General features: G+C 65.5%; 19 protein-coding genes. 12 read left to right on the top strand and 7 right to left on the bottom strand.

Annotated elements, in window-relative coordinates:
• Nucleotides 1–120: 120 nt before the first annotated feature.
• From QYM46_RS18210 to QYM46_RS18235, 6 genes are all read left to right on the top strand, one after another.
• Nucleotides 121–525 (top strand): hypothetical protein, encoded by a 405-nt coding sequence (locus QYM46_RS18210; RefSeq protein WP_432790095.1) that lies wholly within the window; start codon nt 121–123, stop codon nt 523–525.
• Nucleotides 477–734 carry a fasciclin domain-containing protein gene (locus tag QYM46_RS18215; protein ID WP_432790096.1) on the top strand — a complete coding sequence of 86 codons (258 nt, stop codon included), beginning with the start codon at nt 477–479 and terminating at the stop codon, nt 732–734. Before QYM46_RS18210 ends, QYM46_RS18215 begins: the two co-directional genes overlap by 49 nt.
• A gap of 228 nt (nt 735–962) precedes the next feature.
• Nucleotides 963–1538, top strand: a complete 576-nt coding sequence (locus QYM46_RS18220) for a sigma-70 family RNA polymerase sigma factor (RefSeq protein ID WP_432790097.1) — start codon at nt 963–965, stop codon at nt 1536–1538.
• The gene (locus QYM46_RS18225; RefSeq protein WP_432790098.1) at nt 1535–2386 is read left to right on the top strand and encodes an anti-sigma factor domain-containing protein; all 852 of its coding nucleotides are present in this window, start codon (nt 1535–1537) and stop codon (nt 2384–2386) included. Before QYM46_RS18220 ends, QYM46_RS18225 begins: the two co-directional genes overlap by 4 nt.
• A gap of 132 nt (nt 2387–2518) precedes the next feature.
• Nucleotides 2519–3844: a sensor histidine kinase gene (locus tag QYM46_RS18230; RefSeq protein WP_432790099.1), complete on the top strand. Its 1326-nt coding sequence runs from the start codon at nt 2519–2521 to the stop codon at nt 3842–3844.
• Nucleotides 3841–4497 (top strand): response regulator, encoded by a 657-nt coding sequence (locus tag QYM46_RS18235; protein ID WP_432790100.1) that lies wholly within the window; start codon nt 3841–3843, stop codon nt 4495–4497. Before QYM46_RS18230 ends, QYM46_RS18235 begins: the two co-directional genes overlap by 4 nt.
• Nucleotides 4498–4608: 111 nt before the next feature.
• Here QYM46_RS18235 and QYM46_RS18240 read toward each other — a convergent pair whose 3' ends face one another.
• Complete coding sequence (locus tag QYM46_RS18240; RefSeq protein ID WP_432790101.1) at nt 4609–5115, bottom strand: DinB family protein; 507 nt, start codon at nt 5113–5115, stop codon at nt 4609–4611.
• A 178-nt stretch (nt 5116–5293) separates the two neighbouring features.
• On the opposite strand from QYM46_RS18240, the gene QYM46_RS18245 reads away from it, so the two are divergent.
• Together QYM46_RS18245 and QYM46_RS18250 are read left to right on the top strand one after the other, a co-directional pair.
• Nucleotides 5294–6181, top strand: coding sequence for an ABC transporter ATP-binding protein (locus tag QYM46_RS18245; protein WP_432790102.1), 888 nt, complete (start codon nt 5294–5296; stop codon nt 6179–6181).
• Nucleotides 6178–7320 carry an ABC transporter permease gene (locus tag QYM46_RS18250; RefSeq protein ID WP_432790103.1) on the top strand — a complete coding sequence of 381 codons (1143 nt, stop codon included), beginning with the start codon at nt 6178–6180 and terminating at the stop codon, nt 7318–7320. The genes QYM46_RS18245 and QYM46_RS18250 overlap by 4 nt, the downstream gene beginning before the upstream one ends.
• A 12-nt stretch (nt 7321–7332) precedes the next feature.
• Here the strand turns inward: QYM46_RS18250 and QYM46_RS18255 are convergent, their stop codons facing one another.
• From QYM46_RS18255 to QYM46_RS18270, 4 genes are read right to left on the bottom strand one after another with little or no spacing between them, the layout of a single operon-like run.
• Nucleotides 7333–7905, bottom strand: coding sequence for a response regulator transcription factor (locus tag QYM46_RS18255; protein ID WP_432791765.1), 573 nt, complete (start codon nt 7903–7905; stop codon nt 7333–7335).
• 29 nt (nt 7906–7934) lie between these two features.
• Entirely contained in the window at nt 7935–9227 is a 1293-nt protein-coding gene (locus QYM46_RS18260; RefSeq protein WP_432790104.1) for a sensor histidine kinase, read from the bottom strand.
• Between the two features lie 33 nt (nt 9228–9260).
• Nucleotides 9261–10136, bottom strand: coding sequence for an ABC transporter permease (locus QYM46_RS18265; protein WP_432790105.1), 876 nt, complete (start codon nt 10134–10136; stop codon nt 9261–9263).
• A gap of 1 nt (nt 10137) precedes the next feature.
• Nucleotides 10138–11106: an ABC transporter ATP-binding protein gene (locus QYM46_RS18270; protein ID WP_432790106.1), complete on the bottom strand. Its 969-nt coding sequence runs from the start codon at nt 11104–11106 to the stop codon at nt 10138–10140.
• Between the two features lie 293 nt (nt 11107–11399).
• On the opposite strand from QYM46_RS18270, the gene phoA reads away from it, so the two are divergent.
• The 3 genes from phoA (at nt 11400) to QYM46_RS18285 (ending at nt 15511) form a co-directional block, all read left to right on the top strand.
• Nucleotides 11400–13193: an alkaline phosphatase gene (phoA, locus tag QYM46_RS18275; protein ID WP_432790107.1), complete on the top strand. Its 1794-nt coding sequence runs from the start codon at nt 11400–11402 to the stop codon at nt 13191–13193.
• A 93-nt stretch (nt 13194–13286) separates the two neighbouring features.
• Nucleotides 13287–13862: a GNAT family N-acetyltransferase gene (locus QYM46_RS18280; RefSeq protein WP_432790108.1), complete on the top strand. Its 576-nt coding sequence runs from the start codon at nt 13287–13289 to the stop codon at nt 13860–13862.
• Nucleotides 13863–14041: 179 nt separating this feature from the next.
• Nucleotides 14042–15511, top strand: coding sequence for an amino acid permease (locus tag QYM46_RS18285; RefSeq protein WP_432790109.1), 1470 nt, complete (start codon nt 14042–14044; stop codon nt 15509–15511).
• A gap of 39 nt (nt 15512–15550) precedes the next feature.
• Here QYM46_RS18285 and QYM46_RS18290 read toward each other — a convergent pair whose 3' ends face one another.
• Both QYM46_RS18290 and QYM46_RS18295 read right to left on the bottom strand, forming a co-directional pair.
• On the bottom strand, nt 15551–16285 hold the full coding sequence (locus QYM46_RS18290) for an ABC transporter permease (RefSeq protein ID WP_432790110.1): 735 nt from the start codon (nt 16283–16285) through the stop codon (nt 15551–15553).
• Complete coding sequence (locus tag QYM46_RS18295) at nt 16282–17121, bottom strand: ABC transporter ATP-binding protein (RefSeq protein WP_432790111.1); 840 nt, start codon at nt 17119–17121, stop codon at nt 16282–16284. The genes QYM46_RS18290 and QYM46_RS18295 overlap by 4 nt, the downstream gene beginning before the upstream one ends.
• Before the next feature lie 246 nt (nt 17122–17367).
• On the opposite strand from QYM46_RS18295, the gene QYM46_RS18300 reads away from it, so the two are divergent.
• Entirely contained in the window at nt 17368–18648 is a 1281-nt protein-coding gene (locus tag QYM46_RS18300; protein WP_432790112.1) for a pyridoxal phosphate-dependent aminotransferase, read from the top strand.
• Nucleotides 18649–18783 lie beyond the last annotated feature (135 nt).

Genomic DNA, 18783 nt, shown 5'->3' on the forward strand with positions numbered 1-18783 from the left:
TTTCTTCCCATCCACCCATCCGAACCCGAAACCGCACCGAATACCCAGTACACAGCGAGCAATGGAGACCACTTCACTGCTGTGGGATCATCCGCATCACTGTTTCTAAGGAGAAGAACAATGAAGACTCTGCTTCGCACACGCACCGCCACCATCCTCTCGGCCGGCGCCATCGGCCTCTTGGCCCTCAGCGGCTGCGGAATGGATTCCGGATCCGGCAGCGACGACTCCGGCTCGGATTCCGGCAGCTCCGAATCCCAACCGGCTGACTCGAGCGAGTCCGAGATGCCCGACGAGTCCGGCGACGCGTCCATGGCCGATTCCGACCTCGTCGGCAAGGGCTGCTCGGCCTACGCCGAGGCGAACCCGGACGGGGCCGGATCCGTCGAGGGCATGGGCCAGGACCCGGTCGCCACTGCCGCGTCGAACAATCCGATGCTGACGACCCTGACCAAGGCGGTCTCGGGCGAACTCATGTGCCCAAGGACGACCTCGACGCCCTGGCCAAGGACTCGGACCAGCTGACGAAGGTTCTGACCTACCACGTCATCCCCGGACAGCTCTCCCCCGATGAGATCGCCGGTGAGCACGAGACCGTCGAAGGTTCGAAGGTGACCGTCTCCGGTGAGGGCGAGGACATGAAGTTCGACGATGCCGGACTGGTCTGCGGCGGTGTCAAGACCGCCAACGCCACGGTCTACATGGTCGACGCCGTGATGATGCCGGAGAAGTGACCGGAACCTCCACAGTGAGAGAGCATCACGATGCAGCGGCCGGGAATCGATCAGCAGCACCAGGATCGGCTCCCGGCCGCCTTCGCTTCCTCGACGGTCCCGGCGGCTTCGTACGAACGCTGGCTGACCGTTTCGGCAGCGCACGGCCCGACCGCTGCGCGCACCTCGTTCGACTCGCTCACCTGGGAAAGGTGTGATCGGTTTCTGCATGCATGGCATGATTGGGCAATGAGCTCTGATCACCAGCCGGCGGATACCGCCGACCCCGGCGGAGCCCTGCTGATCCGCATCGCCGAGGGTGACCGGTCCGCATTCGAAGAGCTGTTCACCACGCACTCCCGCATCCTCATGGCCGTGATCGTCCGGATCGTCAAGAGCCGAACACTGGCCGAGGAGGTCCTCCAGGACTGCTTCACCGAGGTGTGGACGCGGTGTTCGGGATTCGACCCGACCCGCGGCAGCGGACGGGCATGGCTGATCACTCTGTGCCGCAGACGCGCCATCGACTGTGTGCGCAGTGTTCAGTCCCAGCAGGACCGTGACCTCGCCGACGGGCTGCGCACCTCCACCGAGGCGGTGGAAGGAGTCGAGCAGACTGTGATCGACCGGGCGGAGTCGGACCGCACGGTCTCCGCGTTGAAGATCCTCCCCGAAGATCAGAGCAGGCCCATCGTCATGGCTTTCTACCAGGGCATGACCCACACCCAGATCTCGGAGAATCTCCAGGTGCCCCTGGGCACCATCAAGTCACGGATCAGAGACGGAATGAAGAAGCTGCGAGAAGAGTTGGAGGCAAGCCGATGAGCGCAGATCGTGACTATCTGGCTGCCGGGCTGGCCCTCGGCGGGCTCAGCGACTCCGAGCTCGCCGAGGCTCAGGCGCTGGCCGATGCCGACGCCGAATTCCGTGCCGAAGTCGCCGCCTATGCCGACGTCATGGCCGACGCGGCCGAATCCGATGAACCGGTTGACGTCAGCTCGGCGACTCGAGAGGCGATTCTGTCGATCCCTGAGAGCCACCAGCAGGAGTCGGCGCAGGAAACGTCCCCCGTTGCCGAGCCTGAGACCTCCGCGGTTGCTGCGGATGCCGACAGGGATGCACTGACCGCACCGACATCGCTGAGCGAACATCGGGAGGCCCGCCGATCCGACGCGCGCGCTGAGGACAGCGATGAGCTGCGGTCCGGCCGCGGTCCCTGGCTGCCCTGGGTGGCGGCCGCGGCGGCGATCGTCGTCGCCGCAGGTCTCGGTGCGACCGTCTGGCAGCAGAATCAGCGGCAGAACGAGCTGGAAGAAGACCTGGCCGCGACTCAGCAGCAGCTGGATGATTCCGCTCGTCTCATGGAGGCCAGCGATCTGCAGACGAACACCGCGGACATGCCGGACGGCGGAAGCGTGACTGTGCTCTCCTCCGAGAGCGAGCAGCTCATCCGTCTCAGTCCCAAAGACATCGGTCAGCCTCCGGCCGGAAAGTCGATGCAGATGTGGGTCATCGGTGCCGACGGCCCGGAGAGCGCCGGTCTGATGTCGGGCGAGCCGGTGACCATCGCCGGGGAGAAGTTCTCCGCCGGCAGCGTCTTCGGCATCACCGTCGAACCCGAGGGCGGCTCGAAGCAGCCGACCACGGATCCGATCGTCGCCATCGACCTCTGACCTCGGCGGCAGCGCGGGTTCGTGCTGCCATCCGGATTCGATCGGCCCCTCCACCTCCGGCGGGAGAAGCACATCGCGATTTCCCCACTGCGGTGGATACCGGCAGTGCTCGGCACTGTCTAAGCTGGAAGGATGACGGAGGACGAGGCAGCCATCAGAACCACCAAGGGCGATGTCTACATCGTCATCGGCCTGGCCGTGTCCTCCATGCTCTTCGCGGTGCTCTACAGCGCCTCCAGCATTCAGGTTCTCAAGGCTCCTCTGTGGGTCTGTTGCCTTGCGTCCGTTCTCCTCACAGTCCCCTTGCTGTATCGACGCAGGTATCCGAGCCAGAGCGCTTTCGTCATCTGCCTCGTGTACTCGGTGGCTTTGGTCAACAGTGCCATGGAGATCGGTGTCTCTCAGATCGTCCTGTTCTTGGGCATCTATTCGATCGGTCCGTGGCAACGCAGCCGCAGAGTCGCCTTCTGGTCGCGTCTGCTGCTGTGCATCGGCATGGCGGTGCTCTTCGCGGTGTCCCTGACCGTCCAGTATCGGGCTCTCGGCGATTTCACCATTCTCCAGTTCGCCGCCTCCGGCGGTGTCTCCTTCTTGACGAACGTCGCCTTCTTCGGCGGAGCGTGGATCTTCGGCAACCGCGCCTGGAAGCAGCGGAGACTCATGGCCGACCTTCGAGCCGCCAATGACGAAGTCCGCGAACAGGAACAGCGGCTGACTCGGCAGGCCCTCGACCTCGAACGAGTCCGCATCGCTCGCGAACTCCACGATGGAGTCGCCCACCATATCGCCGGGGTCGGCATCCACGCTGCCGCTGCACGTCGCAGCCTCGATCGGAATCCCGACAAAGCCAGGGAATCGCTCCAGGTCATCGAATCCTCGACCCGAGAGACCGTCGACGAACTCCGCGCCCTCGTCTACACGCTGCGCGACACGGATTCCCCGGTCGAGGCGTCGACGTCGTCGACGACGGACGGCAACCCCAGCCTCGGCGACCTTCCGGAACTCATCGAATCGGCCCGACGATTCGACCAAACCATCGAGTACGCAACGATCGGGGACTCTCGCCCGCTCACTCCGATCACCGAGATGTCGATCTACCGGGTCATCCAGGAATCCCTGACCAACTGTTCCCGCTACGCGGGCACCGGCGCCGAGGTGGCTGTGCGGCTGCGTTATGGCAGCACTGATCTTGAGGTCGAGATCAGCGATTCCCGCCCGGCAGGTGCGACCGCGCCGGCGCAGTCCACAGATTCCCGATCTGTCACCGAGGGGCGCCCCATGAGCGAAGGGCTCGGCCTCGGCATCGTCGGCATGAGGGAACGCATGACCGCTCTCGGCGGAAGCCTCGAAGCCGGCCCGAAGTCCCGCGGTGGATGGATCGTGCGCGCCCGCATCCCCTATCCGCGCAGCACCGTAGATCACTCGTCCCCCGATACTCCAGCGAAGGCATCCACATGATCCGAGTCCTCCTCGTCGACGACCAGTCCATGGTTCGCACCGGCTTCCGCACGATCCTCGAAAGCGAGGAAGGCATCGCCGTCGTCGGCGAGGCCGAGAATGGGCAGATCGCCATCGATCAGGCGCTCGAACTGTCGCCGGATGTCATCTGCATGGATGTGCAGATGCCGGTTATGGACGGGCTCGAAGCGACAGAGGAGATCGTCCGCCGCGGCGCTGCCGGAGCCGTCCTCATGCTCACCACCTTCGACCGCGACGACTTCCTGTTCCGGGCTCTCGCCGCAGGCGCCAGCGGATTCCTCCTCAAGACCGCCGAGGCCGAACAGCTCATCGACGCGGTCACCGCTCTGGCTGCCGGAGACGGACTGCTCTCCCCCGAGGTCACCCGCCGGGTCATCGAGCGTTCCGTGTCCACCCCGGAACCGGCAGCACCGAGCGCGCCCGAACTCGAGCAGCTCACCGACCGCGAGCTCGAGGTGCTGCGGCTGGTAGCAACCGGAGCGAGCAATTCCGAAATCGCCGGCGGACTGTTCGTCGGCGAAGCGACCGTGAAGACTCACGTGTCGAATCTGCTGTCGAAGCTCGGCATCCGCGATCGCATCCATGCGGTGATCTGGGCGTATGAAAACGGGGTCGCAAAGGTCGGGCAGTGAGCCCAACCTGACCGCACCATTGCGTTCACGGTCGACCTGACGCATCACAGATTCCCCCTTTGGCTGTTTCACTGCGACGACCGGAATACCGACCGAAGGCGCGCCGAGCAGTCAGTCGCCGACGCTGCGATCGATCATCTCGCGCACGATGTCCGCGTGTCCCGCGTGCCGGCCGGTCTCCAGGATCAGGTGCAGGTACACCCACCGCAACGTCAGCTCACTGCCCTGCGGTGAGTAGTCGAGACTGTGCTGGGCAGCGATCTCTCGGGAGCGGTCGCACTCCGCTTGGTAGGCACCGATGACATCGTCCAGCTTCTCGTCCGGCTCCAGCCGCAGGTCGGCCTCCGGTTCTGCGTCGGTCCACGGAGGCGTGGGCAGATCCGCGGCGGGGAGCTGCCCGATCTGCTCGGCGAACGCTCCCAATTCCACCCACCGCAGGTGTTTGATCAAGCCGCCGAGGTTGGTGCCGGTCGGCACTGGGCTGCGCCGAGCTTCCTCCTCCGAGACTCCGCGAACTTTGCGCACGACGGCGTCGCGCAGATAGTCCAGGAACGTGTCGAGCTGCTCGCGCTCGCTGGCGGCGACTACGCTGCCGAGAATCTCACTCGGTCTCGTCATGGGCTGAATCGTACTCGCGTGCCGACCCACACAACAGGGGATATTCGGACTCTTCTCAGGTGCCAACTGGCCCCGATTGCACCTTCGATTGCGAGGAGCCGCGATCCCCCTCACGCAGGGCACCGAATTCACCCTCAAGACTGATCCGCTCACGCCGGTCTCCACATAGCGTTGAGTCATGATCACCTTGGAGAACATCAACCGCAGCTTTGGCGACAAACAGGTGCTGCACGATCTCAGCTTCGACATCGGCGACGGTCGGATGACCGGCTTCGTCGGGTCGAACGGCTCCGGCAAGACCACGACCATGCGGATCCTCCTCGGCGTGCTCGCCGCGGATTCCGGCCGCGTCCTCGTCGACGGCACCCCGATCACCGCAAGCCACCGCAGTGCGATCGGCTACATGCCCGAAGAACGCGGCCTCTATCCGAAGATGCCGATCATCGACCAGCTCATCTACCTCGCCCGCTTCCACGGGCTGTCCCGCCAGGCAGCGAAGAAGCGCGGTCTCGATCTACTCGAGCAGCTCGACCTCAAGGGCGAACCCACCGACACCCTCGAATCGGTCAGCCTCGGCAATCAGCAGAAGGTTCAGATCGCCGCGGCCCTCATCCACGACCCGCAGGCCCTCGTCCTCGATGAACCGTTCTCCGGTCTCGATCCCGCCGCCGTCGAGCGCACCCTCAGCGTCCTCACCTCGTTCGCCTCCTCCGGCGCCCCGGTGCTCTTCTCCAGTCACCAGCTCGACCTCGTCGAACGCCTCGTCGACGATCTCGTCATCATCAACGACGGCCGCCTCGTCGCAGCCGGAACCACCACGGAACTGCGCCGCCAACGCAGCCTGCCCGAGTGGACGCTGCAGACCGATGCCGACCTCGGGTGGGTGCGCGGCCTGCCCGATGTCTCCGTCGTCGAACTCGACGGCAGTTGGGTCCGGTTCACGGCCCCGACTGCCGATGCCGCCGAGGCGGTTCTGCGCCAAGCGCTGACCGTGTCCTCGGTGAGGTCGTTCGGCCCGCACGACGTTGCCCTCAACCGTCTCTTCCAGGAGGTCACGCAGTCATGAGCAGCACCGATACGACCACCGCAGCCGACAGCACCCCCACAGCCCGCACCGCCACGAGCCGTGCCGGCTTCACTACCGCCATGGGGCTCGTCATCGAACGCGAGATCATGGTCCGTCTCAAGTCGAAGGCCTTCATGGTCTCGACGATCCTGTCCATCGTCATCTTCGGTGTCCTCGTCGGGGTGTCCGGTTCGCTGCCCTCGCTCTTCTCCTCCTCGGACAAGGTGGCGGTCACCTCGGCGGGGGCGAAGGCAGTCGAGGGGATCGATGACATCGACACGGTCGCCGTCGATGACGCGGATGAGGCGAAGTCCCTGGTCACCTCCGAGGAGGTCGACGCGGCCGTCGTCGAATCGCAGGATTCGCCGACCGGGGTCGCCGTCTACTCGCTGCGTTCGGCACCGGAGTCGCTCATCGGGGCACTCAGCCTCACCCCCGAGGTCGAACTCCTCGACCCCGACGCACCGGACCCTGCGCTCACCTATTTCATCGGGCTCGGGCTCGGTCTGGTGTTCTTCATGGCCGCGATGACATTCGGGAACACGATCGCCTCGTCCGTGGTGGAGGAGAAGCAGTCGCGGATCGTGGAGATCCTGCTCGCGTCCACCTCGGCGCGGGTGCTCATGTTCGGCAAGGTCATCGCGTGCACGATCCTCGCCTTCGCACAGATCGGACTCACCGCGATCGCGGTCCTCGCCGGGGCCGCCATCAGCGGAAACGATCTGGTGCTGGGCAAGGTCGCCGAACCGATCGCCTGGTTCGTCCCACTCTTCGTCATCGGCTTCGTCATGGTCGCCGCCCTCTATGCGGCAGCCGCGTCGATGGTCTCGCGCACCGAGGACCTGCCCTCGACGAGCACGCCGATCATGATGCTCATCTTCCTGCCCTATATGGGCGTCATCATCTTCTCGTCGAACGAAACGGTCATGGCAGTGCTGTCCTACATTCCGTTCTCGGCAGCGGTGGCGGTGCCGATGCGCGTCTTCCTCGGCACGATCGCCTGGTGGGAGCCGCTGGTCTCCCTGCTCATTCTCGCTGTCACCACTCTGTTGGCACTGCTGCTGGCGACAAGGATCTTCGAGCGCTCGATCCTCAAGTCGGGACCGAAGCTGACGTGGGGGCAGGCGCTCAAGCGGTAATGGGGCTGACCCTCACAGCCAACCGTTCTCCGCGGCGATCCGTGCGGCGTCGGCGCGGTTGCGGGCGTTCGTCTTCCCGATCGACGAGGACAATCGATTCCGCACGGTTCCTGCCGACAGATAGAGCTGAGCGGCCACCTCATCGACGCTCGCCCCGTCCGCGGCCGCGCGCAGAACATCGGTCTCCCGGGTGGTCAGTGGGGAGGATCCGTGCATCGTCGATTCGACGACGAGTTCGGGGTCGATGACCGACATTCCGGCCATGACCCGGCGAATCCCCTCGGCGAGGTGATCGACCGGAGCATCCTTGACCATGAACCCGCTGACCCCGGCGTCCAGGGCGCGCTTGACCCAGCCGGGCCGCCCGTAGGTCGTGACGATGATGACCTTGACCTCGGGAAAATCGTGCTTCAGCATGGCCGCGACGGTGAGCCCATCGGGTTCGGGCATATCCACGTCGAGCAGCGCCACATCCGGCCGGATCGCAGTGATCGCCGGCACGACCTCGGAACCGCGGGCGCACTGGGCGACGACCTCGAAGTCGGATTCCATGCCGAGCAGCGCGGCGAGCGCCTCACGGACCATGGTCTGGTCGTCAGCGATGAGCAGCGTCGTCACCAGCCCCCACCTCTCTCTGCGTTGAGTTCGGCATCGCCCGCGTCGAGTCCGTCGACGTTTGCGTCCCCGCGAGGACGCACGAGACCCGCATCCGCTCCTGCGACGATGAGCTCGAAACCAGCGTCGGTCTGCTGCGTACGCAGGCTCCCGCCGAGTGCGCGGGCCCGACTCCGCAGTCCCTGCAGACCGGACCCGGCACCCACCTCGCCGAGGTTGAGCTCCGTGACCGGGTGCGCGGGATCATCGCGGCGACCGTTGTCATTGCTGATGGTCATTCGGTTCCTCTCGAGAACGATGGTGGCCCGTCGGGCTCGGGCATGCCGGAGGATGTTCGTGCTGCCTTCACGCAGACTCCAACCGAAGAGCTCTCGCAGCCGCGGGTCGACGACATCGACCGAGGTGGGGGCCTCGACCGTGATGTCGGCGGCGCGCAGAGCCCTGGTCGCCTCGACGAGCTCCTCGGCCAGCGAAATCGTCCGTGTCCCCTGCACCGTGGTCCGCACGTCGGCCAGCGCTCCACGGGCGAGTTCTTCGATTTCGGCGATATGCCGAGCCGCATCCGGTGACCCGGCCGCTTCGAGCTTCGCTGCCAGCTGCGCCTTGAGCGCGATGACGGTCAGGGAGTGTCCGAGCACATCATGAACGACTTGGGACACGCGTAAGCGTTCGGCCTCCCGCTCGAGCCGCCGGTTCTCCTCTTCTGCCGCTCGTGCCGCGCGAGCTCGGTCGCCTGCCATGAGCGCCATGACCATGGCGAACCCGGAGATCGAGATCCCGAAGGTCGACGACCAATCGTGACTCCACCCGGGCACGAGACGTTGGGCCGCCTCGGCGACGATGAGCGTTGATGCCGCAATGGTGAGCCCGGGAATCACCCGGCGAATCGCGACGACGGAGAGGACGGAGATGTAGGCGAGGAAGGCCAGCGCCTGCTCCCCGACAATGGGCACGGCCACGGCGGTGATGACGATCATGCCGGCAATGGAGGCGTTGACGATGACGAGCGCCTGGCGGGTGCGGCGGGCGTGGGGGTCGCGCATCGTGCGGGCGAACGTGCCGAGACCCACCCCGCCGGCGATCATTCCGCCGTAGAAGACGAGGGCGAATGCGATGGTCAGGCTCACGCCCCAGATCCGCTGTGCTCCGCCGAGCTGGAACGATGCGCTCAGGGGGTAGACGAGGAAGACGAGCCAGAAGAACGGAAAGAACCAACTCATGAAGTTCAGCGAACGCAGCCCGGCAGGCGAGGTCTCTGCCCTCGCCTCGCCGGTGGTGTCGTGAGTGGTCACTGTGGTCCTTCCTCGGTCACTGTGCCCTGAATTTCAGACCCGTTTGGTGTCGCGGCGCAGGGCCCAGGCCGAACCTGCCACGAAGATCCCCAGCCATGCGATCACGCTGACGATCGCCCAATGATCGTAACCCCCGCCCAGTGGTGCGCGGGCGATTTCGCCGACTCCGTACGCCGGGGTGAAGCGTGCGATGGTCTGCAGGGTGTCGGGCCAGATCTCGAGCGGAACGAAGAGTCCGCCGATGAGCGAGAGGATGCCGAGGACCATGCTCGCGACCTGGATCGCGTTCTCGGCCGGCAGCAGATAGCCGAGCATGACGCCGAAGGCCGCGAAGACCCCGGAGGTGAGGACGACGAGGAGGCCGGAGGCGATGAGGGTGCCCAGCGGGGCGTGGACGCCGGTGACGGCGGCGAGGGCGAAGACGACGATGACGGACACCGCACCGAGCGCCATGGACACGACCACCTTGATGAGGATGTAGGCCGCCGGGTGCAAGGGGGTCAGCGCGAGCTGGCGGCTCCAGCCCAGTGCCCGTTCGATGGCGACCTGCGCACCACCCGTGGTCGTAGCGATCATTGCCCCATACGTGGCCAGGGACACCGAGATGTAGAGTGCTACGTCCGTGCTCCCGAGCATCTCGCCTTTGTTCGTCAGCCCGAAGATGAGGTAGAAGACCGCAGGCATGATCATCGTGAAGATCATGGTGCGCCGATTGCGCAGCTTCCGCAGCAGTTCGAGGCGCAGGAGGGTGGCAGAGAATCCGCCGAGGCGGGGCACCCGTCGGTTCTCCAATGACGTGAGGAACGTCGCCGAGGCGGCCGTGCGGTCGGTGGGCATCGTCGTGGGACCGGCCGGCCGGGTTGCGGAGTCAGGGGTTCGGGTGGGGTTGGTGGAAGGCTGAGCGGACATGTCAGGCTCCTTTCGAGGTGAGGCTGATGAAGGCGTCTTCAAGGGAATGGGAGGTGATCTCGAGGTCGGTGCACGCATTGTCGAAGAGCATCTTCGCTGCGGCATCCGAGTCGGTGGTGCGCATCTTCAGACGTCTGGCAGCGACGTCGATGGATTCGACTCCGGCCAGGCCGCCGAGGCGGTCGAGGAGTTCGCTGACGCCCGCCTCGGCGGCGGTGTCGTCGGTCATCGGCAGGGTTGCACTCACGGTCTTCGCGGCGGTCATGCCGCGGATCTCGTGGGCGGGTCCGTCGGCGACGATCCGCCCGTCGGCGACGAGGACGACACGGTCGGCGAATTCGTCGGCCTCTTCGAGGTAGTGGGTGGCGAAGAGGATCGTCTTGCCTGTCAGAGCATCGGCGCGCATCTGGTGCCAGAAGTCGCGGCGGCCGGTGACGTCCATTCCGGTGGTCGGTTCGTCGAGGACGATGAGTGCGGGGTCCGGCAGCAGAGCCATGGCGAAGCGCAGGCGCTGCTTCTGTCCGCCCGAGCATTTCTTCACCACCGAATCGGCGATGTCGGTGATTCCGGCGCGGTCGAGGACGAGGTCGGTGTCGAGGGAGGACGCGAAGATCGCCGAGGTGTAGTCGACGGTTTCGCGGACGGTGAGGTCATCGAGCAGACCGCCGGTCTGCATCACGGAGCTGACGAGCCCGAGGGCGACCGCTCGCCGAGGCGGCATTCCGAAGATCTCGACCGAGCCGTCATCGGGTCGGCTGAGGCCGAGGAGCATGTCGATCGTCGTCGTCTTGCCGGCCCCGTTGGGTCCGAGGAAGGCGACGACTTCTCCGGGGCGAATGTCGAGGTCGAGGCCGTCGACTGCTGTCAGGTCGCCGAAGCTCTTGGTCAGGCTGGTGAGGGTGACCGCTGATGGGGTGTCGGCTGTCGTCCGGGTCGGAGGGGCTGTGTGAGTCGCTGTCTGTGAGGTCATAGCCACAGACTAGAAATCAGCGGACGTGTGAGCAGATGCCATTTGTCATCGAGGCGGGGGTGCCATTTGTCATTGATTGCAAAGCCATCGCAGCGGCGCAGAGACCGAACTGCGAGTTAACTCAGGCTTCACGTTCCCTCCACTCGCCTTGTGTGAATGCTGAGTAGGTTGGAGGCCGTCTGCTCGCACACGACGCTCACGCACTCGCCCGGGCCCTGCCTTCGGCACCGCTCGAATCGTCCCGACAACTCCACATCGGTGAGCGCCTGTGCACCCCAACGAAAGGACTGCACATGGCCAGGACAACCCTGCGTCTCGCCGCGGCAACCGGCGCACTCAGCCTCGCACTCTTCGGATTCGCAAGCCCCGCCTCGGCGGCAGGCATCGACGAACCCGGCGGAGCCCGCCAACTCGACGGCGACAACACCGACGCCATCCGCGACGCGGTCGAGGACTCCGGCGCGAAGAACGTCATCCTCCTCATCGGCGACGGCATGGGCGATTCGGAGATCACCGCCGCCCGCAACTATGCGAAGGGCGCCCACGGACGCTTCGACGGCCTCGACGAACTGCCGCTGACCGGGCAGTACACGACCTACGCGGTGGACAAGGACTCCGGCAAGCCGGACTATGTCACCGACTCCGCGGCGAGCGCCACCGGCTGGTCATCGGGAACGAAGACGTACAACGGCGCTCTCGGCGTCGACCGGACAGGCAAACCGCACAAGACTCTCATCGAGATGGCCCGCGCCAAGGGAATGAAGACCGGCGACGTCTCGACCGCGGAGATCCAGGACGCGACTCCGGCCGCGCAGCTCGCCCACATCAGCCAGCGTGGCTGCTACGGCCCCGAGGAGACGGCCAAGGACTGCGCGGACGAGGCACTGGAGAACGGCGGGCTCGGCTCGATCAGCGAGCAGATCCTCAATGCTCGCGCCGATGTCACCCTCGGCGGCGGTTCGGCGTCCTTCGAACAGAAGGCCACCGCCGGCGATTGGAAGGACAAGACGCTGCGTGAGCAGGCGGAGGAACGCGGCTACCAGCTCGTGAACGACTCCGGCTCACTCGACTCCATCACCGAGGCGAACCAAGATGCTCCGGTGCTCGGTCTCTTCACAGAGGGCAATTTCCCCGTTCGCTGGGAGGGACCGAAGGCCACGCACGGAGGCGGCACCGAACCGGCTGTGAAGTGCAAGAACAACCCGGAGCGCACCTCGGACGTACCGAAGCTCGACCAGCTGACGAGCAAGGCCGTCGATCTGCTCGACAATGACAAGGGCTTCTTCCTCCAGGTCGAGGGAGCGAGCATCGACAAGCAGGATCACGCGGCCAACCCGTGCGGTCAGATCGGTGAGACCGTCGACCTCGACGAGGCGGTCAAGGCCGCCCTCGACTTCGCGAAGGAGGACGGCGAAACCCTCGTCATCACGACCGCCGATCACGCTCACACCAGCCAGATCGTCAGCGCCGGTGCGGACACCCCGGGTCTCACCCGGACCCTGACCACCGCCGACGGCAGCGAAATGACGATGAACTACGCGACCGCTGACGAAGAGGAATCACAGGGCCACACCGGCACGCAGCTGCGCATCGCGGCCTACGGTCCGGGCGCGGCCAATGTCGTCGGGCTGACCGACCAGACCGACATGCACTTCACGATCGCGGACGGTCTGGGACTCGACCCCGACGCCCAAGTGCCCGGCGACCCGGGCGACGACGCGAACGGCAATGACGACTCGTCCGGTTCCGACGATGCGAACGGCTCCGACGATGCCGCAGGCTCGTCCGATGCCGGTGGCAACGACGGTACGGCAGGCACCGAGGACTCGAACGGATCCGAGGACTCCAACGGATCCTCCGATTCAGCCGGAGGCGGCGCCGGTGCGAACGGCGGCCCCGAAGGCGGCGAGGGCAATGCCTCGTCCGGTGGCGGAGACGAAGGTCCCGGTCTGGCCGGCGGTGGCGGCGGAGCACTGCCGCGCACCGGTGTCGAGATCGGTGCGGCGATCTTCTTCGGCGTGGCCGCGATCATCGGCGGATCGGCCCTGATCCGCATGGCCAAGCGCCGCGGAATCCTCCCCGCCTGACACCAGCCCGACTGCGAACGGTGCCGGACGCTTCCCAGCGAAGCGTCCGGCATCGTTCGTCGTCTCCACAGGTCGACCTGGCAGAGTAGGCTCATGGAACCACTCGAACTCCCGCTGACCACCGATCGACTGCGGCTGCGCACATATCGCGAGTCCGACGCCGAGACGCACCTTCCGATCTATTCCCGCGAGGACGTCTCCCGATTCCTCCTCGAGGATCCCTGGACCGCCGAGGTGGCCCGGGCGCAGGTCGCCGAACGGATGCATCGCACGGGGCTCGAGACCGAATCCCGTGCCCTGGCCCTGGTCATCGAGACCGTCGACGGCCTCGATTCTCTTGAAGGCTCGCACGTCATCGGCGACATCGCGATCTGGCTCGACGACGGCAGTGATGAGAAGGCCGAGATCGGCTGGATCCTCGATCCGGCCGCCAGCGGCCACGGCTTCGCCACCGAGGCGGCCATCGCGGTCCTCAATGTCGCCTTCGACCATTACGGACTCCACCGAGTGTTTGCGCAGATGGATGCCCGGAACACCGCCTCGGCGAAATTGGCTCGCAGGATCGGGATGCGGGAGGAAGCGCACCTGCGCAAGGACTGGTGGTCCAAGGGCGAATGGACCGACACCCTCATCTTCGGGATGCTTTCCAGCGATCGGCAGACAGCCTGACTGCTCCGTTCCAGACCCCGGTCCGACCCGATTTTGTGAGATCTCGGACTCTTTGCCCCAGCTTCCGTCTTCGCTCGCCCTGCCAGTGTGAGAATCTGAGATGGCCGTGGAGCCGGGTCCGTCGATCACGTGGGCCAGCGTGGCCATGGGCAGCAGAGAGAAGAGGACAGCAGACACCGATGGCTCCAGCCGGCAGCGACCGCAACGAGGCGTTCCCCAGAGACGAAACCGCGAACGGACGTGAAGAGAACGTCGGCCTCAAAAGAGGCCTGACCGCTCGCCACATCCGTTTCATGGCGCTCGGTTCGGCCATCGGCACCGGCCTCTTCATGGGCTCCTCCGAGTCGATCCAAGCCGCCGGACCGGCAGTGCTGCTCGCCTATATCATCGGCGGCGCCGCCGTGTTCATGGTCATGCGCGCCCTCGGCGAACTCGTCGTCCGCCACCCCGTCTCCGGGTCCTTCGGCCAGTATGCCTCCCGCTACATCCACCCCTTCGCCGGCTTCCTCGTCGGCTGGACGTTCGCCTTCGAAATGGTCCTCGTCGCCGTCTTCGATGCCACCGCGATCGGTGTCTACATGGGCTTCTGGTTCCCGGACGTGCCCCGCTGGATCTGGGTGCTCGCCGTCGTGTTCTTCATCGCCGCGATCAACATGCTCGGAGTCAAGGTCTTCGGTGAGCTGGAATTCTGGTTCGCGCTCATCAAGATCGCCGCGATCATCGTCCTCATCGTCGCGGGCGTCGCCATCATCATCGTCGGCTTCGGCATCGCCGACCACGACCAGATGGGGCCGCAGGCGCTGTTCGACCACGGAGGCTTCTTCCCCAACGGACTCTGGGGGCTGCTGTCCTCCTTCACCATCGTCATGTTCGCTTTCGGCGGCGTCGAAATCATCGGCGTCACCGCTGGTGAGGCGCAGAACCCGAAGCAGGTGATCCCCGCCGCCATCAACTCGGTGCCGGTGCGCATCCTCCTCTTCTACGTCCTCACCCTCGGCGTGATCATGTGCATCCTGCCGTGGAATCAGATCACCTCCGAGATCAGCCCCTTCGTTGCGATCTTCGACTCCGTCGGGTTCACCGCGGCCGCCGCGATCCTCCAAGTCGTCCTCATCACAGCAGCTCTGTCAGCCATGAACGCTGACATCTTCGGCGCCGGTCGGATGCTCCACGGTCTTGCCGAACAGGGACAAGCTCCGCGGTCTTTCGCCCGCACCTCAAGCAACGGCGTGCCCGTGATGACCGTGGTCACGATGATCATCGCCCTCCTGGCCGGCGTCGTCCTCAACTACCTCTACCCCGATCAGGCGCTGTTCCTCCTCGGCGCGCTGGCGACCTTCGCCACGGTGCTCGTGTGGCTGATCATCCTCGCATCCCATATCCGGATGAAGAAGGTGATCGCCGAGGAGGCTCGCCTTCCCAGCGAATTCCCCGTTCCGCTGTGGCCGATGGGTTCCTGGATCACGCTGACGTTCATCGTCTTCATCGTCGTCATGGTCGGCGTCGTCCCCGGCTCACGACCCGCCCTATGGGTCGGTCTGCTGTGGGTCGTCGCGCTGTGGCTGTGCTACCTCGCCTTCGTCCGCGGTCAGGGCCGCCGACCTATTGACCTCACCGATCGCACCGAACCCATCAATTCGGGCAAGTAACAGCCAACTGGTTCACCATCCCCCGCGATACCTCTGACCTCACGGCGTCCGGCGACGCAGTGTGAGCGAGCCGACGATGATGGCGCCGATGATCCAGCAGGCGATGAAGAGCACCCGCAGCCAGATATAGGCGTCATCCTCGCTGCCGGTCGACACGGCATCCAATGCGTCGATCGCGTGTGACAGCGGCAGCCAGTCGCCGATCACTTCGAGCACATCCGGCAACTGGTCGCGCGGGAGGAAGATCCCGCCGAGCAGGATCTGCGGGAACACGAATACCGGCATGAACTGCACGACTTGGAATTCGGTGCGCGCAAAAGCGCTGGCCAGCAGGCCCAGAGCCGTACCGAGCAGGGCATCGGCGATCGCCACGACGAAGAGGAGGACCACCGATCCTTCGATCTCCAGACCGCACACCAGAGTCGCGTAGCCGACCGCCACAGCCGTCTGAATGACGGCGAGCAGGCCGAATGCCAGGGTGTAGCCGAGGATGAAGTCGCCGCGGCCCAACGGCATCGACAGCAGCCGCTCCAGCGTTCCGCTGCGGCGTTCGCGCAGGGTCGCGATGCTCGTGACGAGGAACATGACGATGAAGGGGAAGAGCGCGAGCATCGCCGGCCCGATGTCAGCGAACACCTCGGTCTCGTCGAAGATCCATGCCACCAGGCCGATCAGCAGGCTGGGCACGATGAGCAGCAGGGCGATCGTACGCGGGTCGTTGCGGATCTGGACGAGCACTCGTCCCGTCGTCGCCAGGGTGCGCATCGGGTTCATCGCCGGCCTCCCTTCGTCGTCCCGCGGCCCCGCCGATCGTGGCTTGGCCGACCGGCGCCGTTCACGTCCTGGGAGAGCAGATGGGTCCCCGACCGGCGTCCGTGCCCGGCAGATCCCCCACCGGCCGTGTCCTTCGCGATGATGTCGAGGAACGCCTCCTCCGCCGAGGCGGCCCCCGTGCCGGCGAGCAGATCGTGCGGTGTCGTGTCCGCGATGATCGCGCCCTCCCGCATGAGCAGCAGCCGGTCACAGCGGGTGGCCTCATCCATGACGTGGCTCGAGACCAGCAGCGTGGTCCCCTCCTCGGCGAGCCCACGGAAGAGATTCCACAGATCGTTGCGCAGCACAGGGTCGAGTCCCACCGTCGGCTCGTCGAGGACGAGTAGGTCCGGGGAACCGATCATCGCCGCAGCCAGCGACACCCGATTCGCCTGACCGCCCGAAAGCGTCCGAGCCAGCTGATCGGCCTGGTCGATGAGATCCGTGCGCTCGAGCACCCGGTCGACATCGGTCTTCGGAGCTCCCTGCACCCGCGCGAAGTAGCGCAGATTCGCTCGCACGCTGAGGTCGTCGTAGATGCTCGCCGACTGGGTCATATACCCGACCCGATGCCGCAGATCCGCCGATCCGGCAGGCCGGCCGATCACCTGCACACGTCCGCCCGCGACGATCTGCACTCCGACGACGGCCCGCATCAGCGTCGTCTTCCCGCTGCCACTGGGACCCAGCAACCCGACGATCGCCCCGCGGGGCACATCAATATCCAGTGAGTCGATGACGGTCCGACGACCCCGCCGAATCGTGAGACCCCGCACCTCGACTGATTTGTTCTTCATAAGGTGAATGAGACATCCGTGAACGCCAGCCGTCAATGGCTCCGCATATGCGACGCCGTCACCGAAACCGCCCAGATTTCTCTGAATTACCGGGAGTAAGGTGAACCCGGCATCCCAAAGGTCTGCACAACGGTCCGCCCGACCGAGCAAAGGTCTGGGAAACGGGCCTCTGTTTGGTCAGAACCACCTCGGCGGGGGTCCTAGCGTGGATGTAGCAGCAGTCGTATGAAAGGTTTTCCGGTTCACATGTTCAGGCAGTCGTCGAAGTTGGCCAATGTCCTCTATGACATTCGAGGACCCGTCCTCGAAGAGGCCCAGGCGATGGAAGCCGCCGGGCACACGATCCTCAAGCTCAACATCGGCAACCCTGCCCCCTTCGGATTCGAAGCCCCCGAGGCGATCGTCCAGGACATCGCCGCGAACCTTCCCGTGACGCAGGGGTATTCGGACTCGCGGGGGATCCTGTCGGCCCGCCGTGCCGTCGTCCAGTACTACGAGACCCGCGGCATCCACAATCTCGGCACCGACGAGGTCTACCTCGGCAACGGAGTCAGCGAACTCATCACCTTGAGCCTGCAGGCCCTGTGCAACCCGGACGACGAGATCCTCGTGCCCGGCCCGGACTATCCGCTGTGGACCGCCTCGGTGGCGCTGTCCGGCGGCACCCCCGTCCACTACCGCTGCGCGGAAGAGGACGCCTGGCAGCCGGACCTCGACGACCTCGAATCCCGGATCACCGAACGTACCCGCGGAATCGTCGTCATCAACCCGAACAACCCGACCGGTGCGGTGTACTCGCAGGAGACGCTGCAGAAGATCGCCGACATCGCCCGCCGGCACGGCCTCATCGTCTTCTCCGATGAGATCTACGAGAAGATCACCTACAACGGCGTCGACCTGGTCAACATGGCCACGCTCACCGGCGATGATGTTCTGTGCCTGACCTTCTCCGGGTTGTCGAAGGCCTACCGGGTCGCCGGCTACCGTTCCGGCTGGCTGGCGATCACCGGACCTCTGGACGAAGCGCACAGCTACCTCGAGGGCATCAAGCTGCTCGCGAATATGCGCATGTGCTCGAACGTTCCGGCCCAGCACGCGATCCAAGCGGCCCTGGGCGGGAAGCAGTCGATCGATGATCTCGTCCTGCCGACGGGCCGCCTCGGCGCGCAGATGCAGGTCGCCTACGAAGGGCTCAATTCGATCGACGGCGTCTCGGCCCATCGCGCCGACGGTGCGCTGTACATGTTCGCGAAGCTCGATGTCGAGAAGTTCGGCATCACCGACGACGAACAGTTCGCCCTCGACCTGCTGCGCGAACAGAAGATCCTCGTCTCCCACGGCACGGCCTTCAACTGGCCGAAGCCCGACCATTTCCGACTCGTCACCCTGCCGTCGGTCGAGGTGCTCACCGAGGCGATCGAACGCCTCGACACGTTCCTCTCCGGCTACCGGCAGGTCGCTCCGACGACGTGCGAGCTGCCCGTGGTGCGCGAAACCGAGCACGCGGCATCGCCCGCAGCCGGCTGACGGGCTGAACCGACGAGGCTGCCTCATCAAAAAGGGCGAGCGCCTCTTTGAGAATCATGTGGTGCCGGGCGGACATCGAACCGTCCGGCACCACGGCTTCCGTCCGGCACCGTCTCTGAGGTGGGTATCCTGACT

It is taken from the genome of Brevibacterium sp. K11IcPPYGO002 (assembly GCF_050920635.1).
Classification (GTDB): domain Bacteria; phylum Actinomycetota; class Actinomycetes; order Actinomycetales; family Brevibacteriaceae; genus Brevibacterium.

What these genes read in the sequence shown, in the direction of transcription:
- QYM46_RS18210 (WP_432790095.1), top strand. Translation starts at nt 121, where the DNA reads ATGAAGACTCTGCTTCGCACACGCACCGCCACCATCCTCTCGGCCGGC.
- QYM46_RS18220 (WP_432790097.1), top strand. Translation starts at nt 963, where the DNA reads ATGAGCTCTGATCACCAGCCGGCGGATACCGCCGACCCCGGCGGAGCC.
- QYM46_RS18225 (WP_432790098.1), top strand. Translation starts at nt 1,535, where the DNA reads ATGAGCGCAGATCGTGACTATCTGGCTGCCGGGCTGGCCCTCGGCGGG.
- QYM46_RS18230 (WP_432790099.1), top strand. Translation starts at nt 2,519, where the DNA reads ATGACGGAGGACGAGGCAGCCATCAGAACCACCAAGGGCGATGTCTAC.
- QYM46_RS18235 (WP_432790100.1), top strand. Translation starts at nt 3,841, where the DNA reads ATGATCCGAGTCCTCCTCGTCGACGACCAGTCCATGGTTCGCACCGGC.
- QYM46_RS18240 (WP_432790101.1), bottom strand. Translation starts at nt 5,115, where the DNA reads ATGACGAGACCGAGTGAGATTCTCGGCAGCGTAGTCGCCGCCAGCGAG.
- QYM46_RS18245 (WP_432790102.1), top strand. Translation starts at nt 5,294, where the DNA reads ATGATCACCTTGGAGAACATCAACCGCAGCTTTGGCGACAAACAGGTG.
- QYM46_RS18250 (WP_432790103.1), top strand. Translation starts at nt 6,178, where the DNA reads ATGAGCAGCACCGATACGACCACCGCAGCCGACAGCACCCCCACAGCC.
- QYM46_RS18255 (WP_432791765.1), bottom strand. Translation starts at nt 7,905, where the DNA reads ATGGTCCGTGAGGCGCTCGCCGCGCTGCTCGGCATGGAATCCGACTTC.
- QYM46_RS18265 (WP_432790105.1), bottom strand. Translation starts at nt 10,136, where the DNA reads ATGTCCGCTCAGCCTTCCACCAACCCCACCCGAACCCCTGACTCCGCA.
- QYM46_RS18270 (WP_432790106.1), bottom strand. Translation starts at nt 11,106, where the DNA reads ATGACCTCACAGACAGCGACTCACACAGCCCCTCCGACCCGGACGACA.
- phoA (WP_432790107.1), top strand. Translation starts at nt 11,400, where the DNA reads ATGGCCAGGACAACCCTGCGTCTCGCCGCGGCAACCGGCGCACTCAGC.
- QYM46_RS18280 (WP_432790108.1), top strand. Translation starts at nt 13,287, where the DNA reads ATGGAACCACTCGAACTCCCGCTGACCACCGATCGACTGCGGCTGCGC.
- QYM46_RS18285 (WP_432790109.1), top strand. Translation starts at nt 14,042, where the DNA reads ATGGCTCCAGCCGGCAGCGACCGCAACGAGGCGTTCCCCAGAGACGAA.
- QYM46_RS18290 (WP_432790110.1), bottom strand. Translation starts at nt 16,285, where the DNA reads ATGAACCCGATGCGCACCCTGGCGACGACGGGACGAGTGCTCGTCCAG.
- QYM46_RS18295 (WP_432790111.1), bottom strand. Translation starts at nt 17,121, where the DNA reads ATGAAGAACAAATCAGTCGAGGTGCGGGGTCTCACGATTCGGCGGGGT.
- QYM46_RS18300 (WP_432790112.1), top strand. Translation starts at nt 17,368, where the DNA reads ATGTTCAGGCAGTCGTCGAAGTTGGCCAATGTCCTCTATGACATTCGA.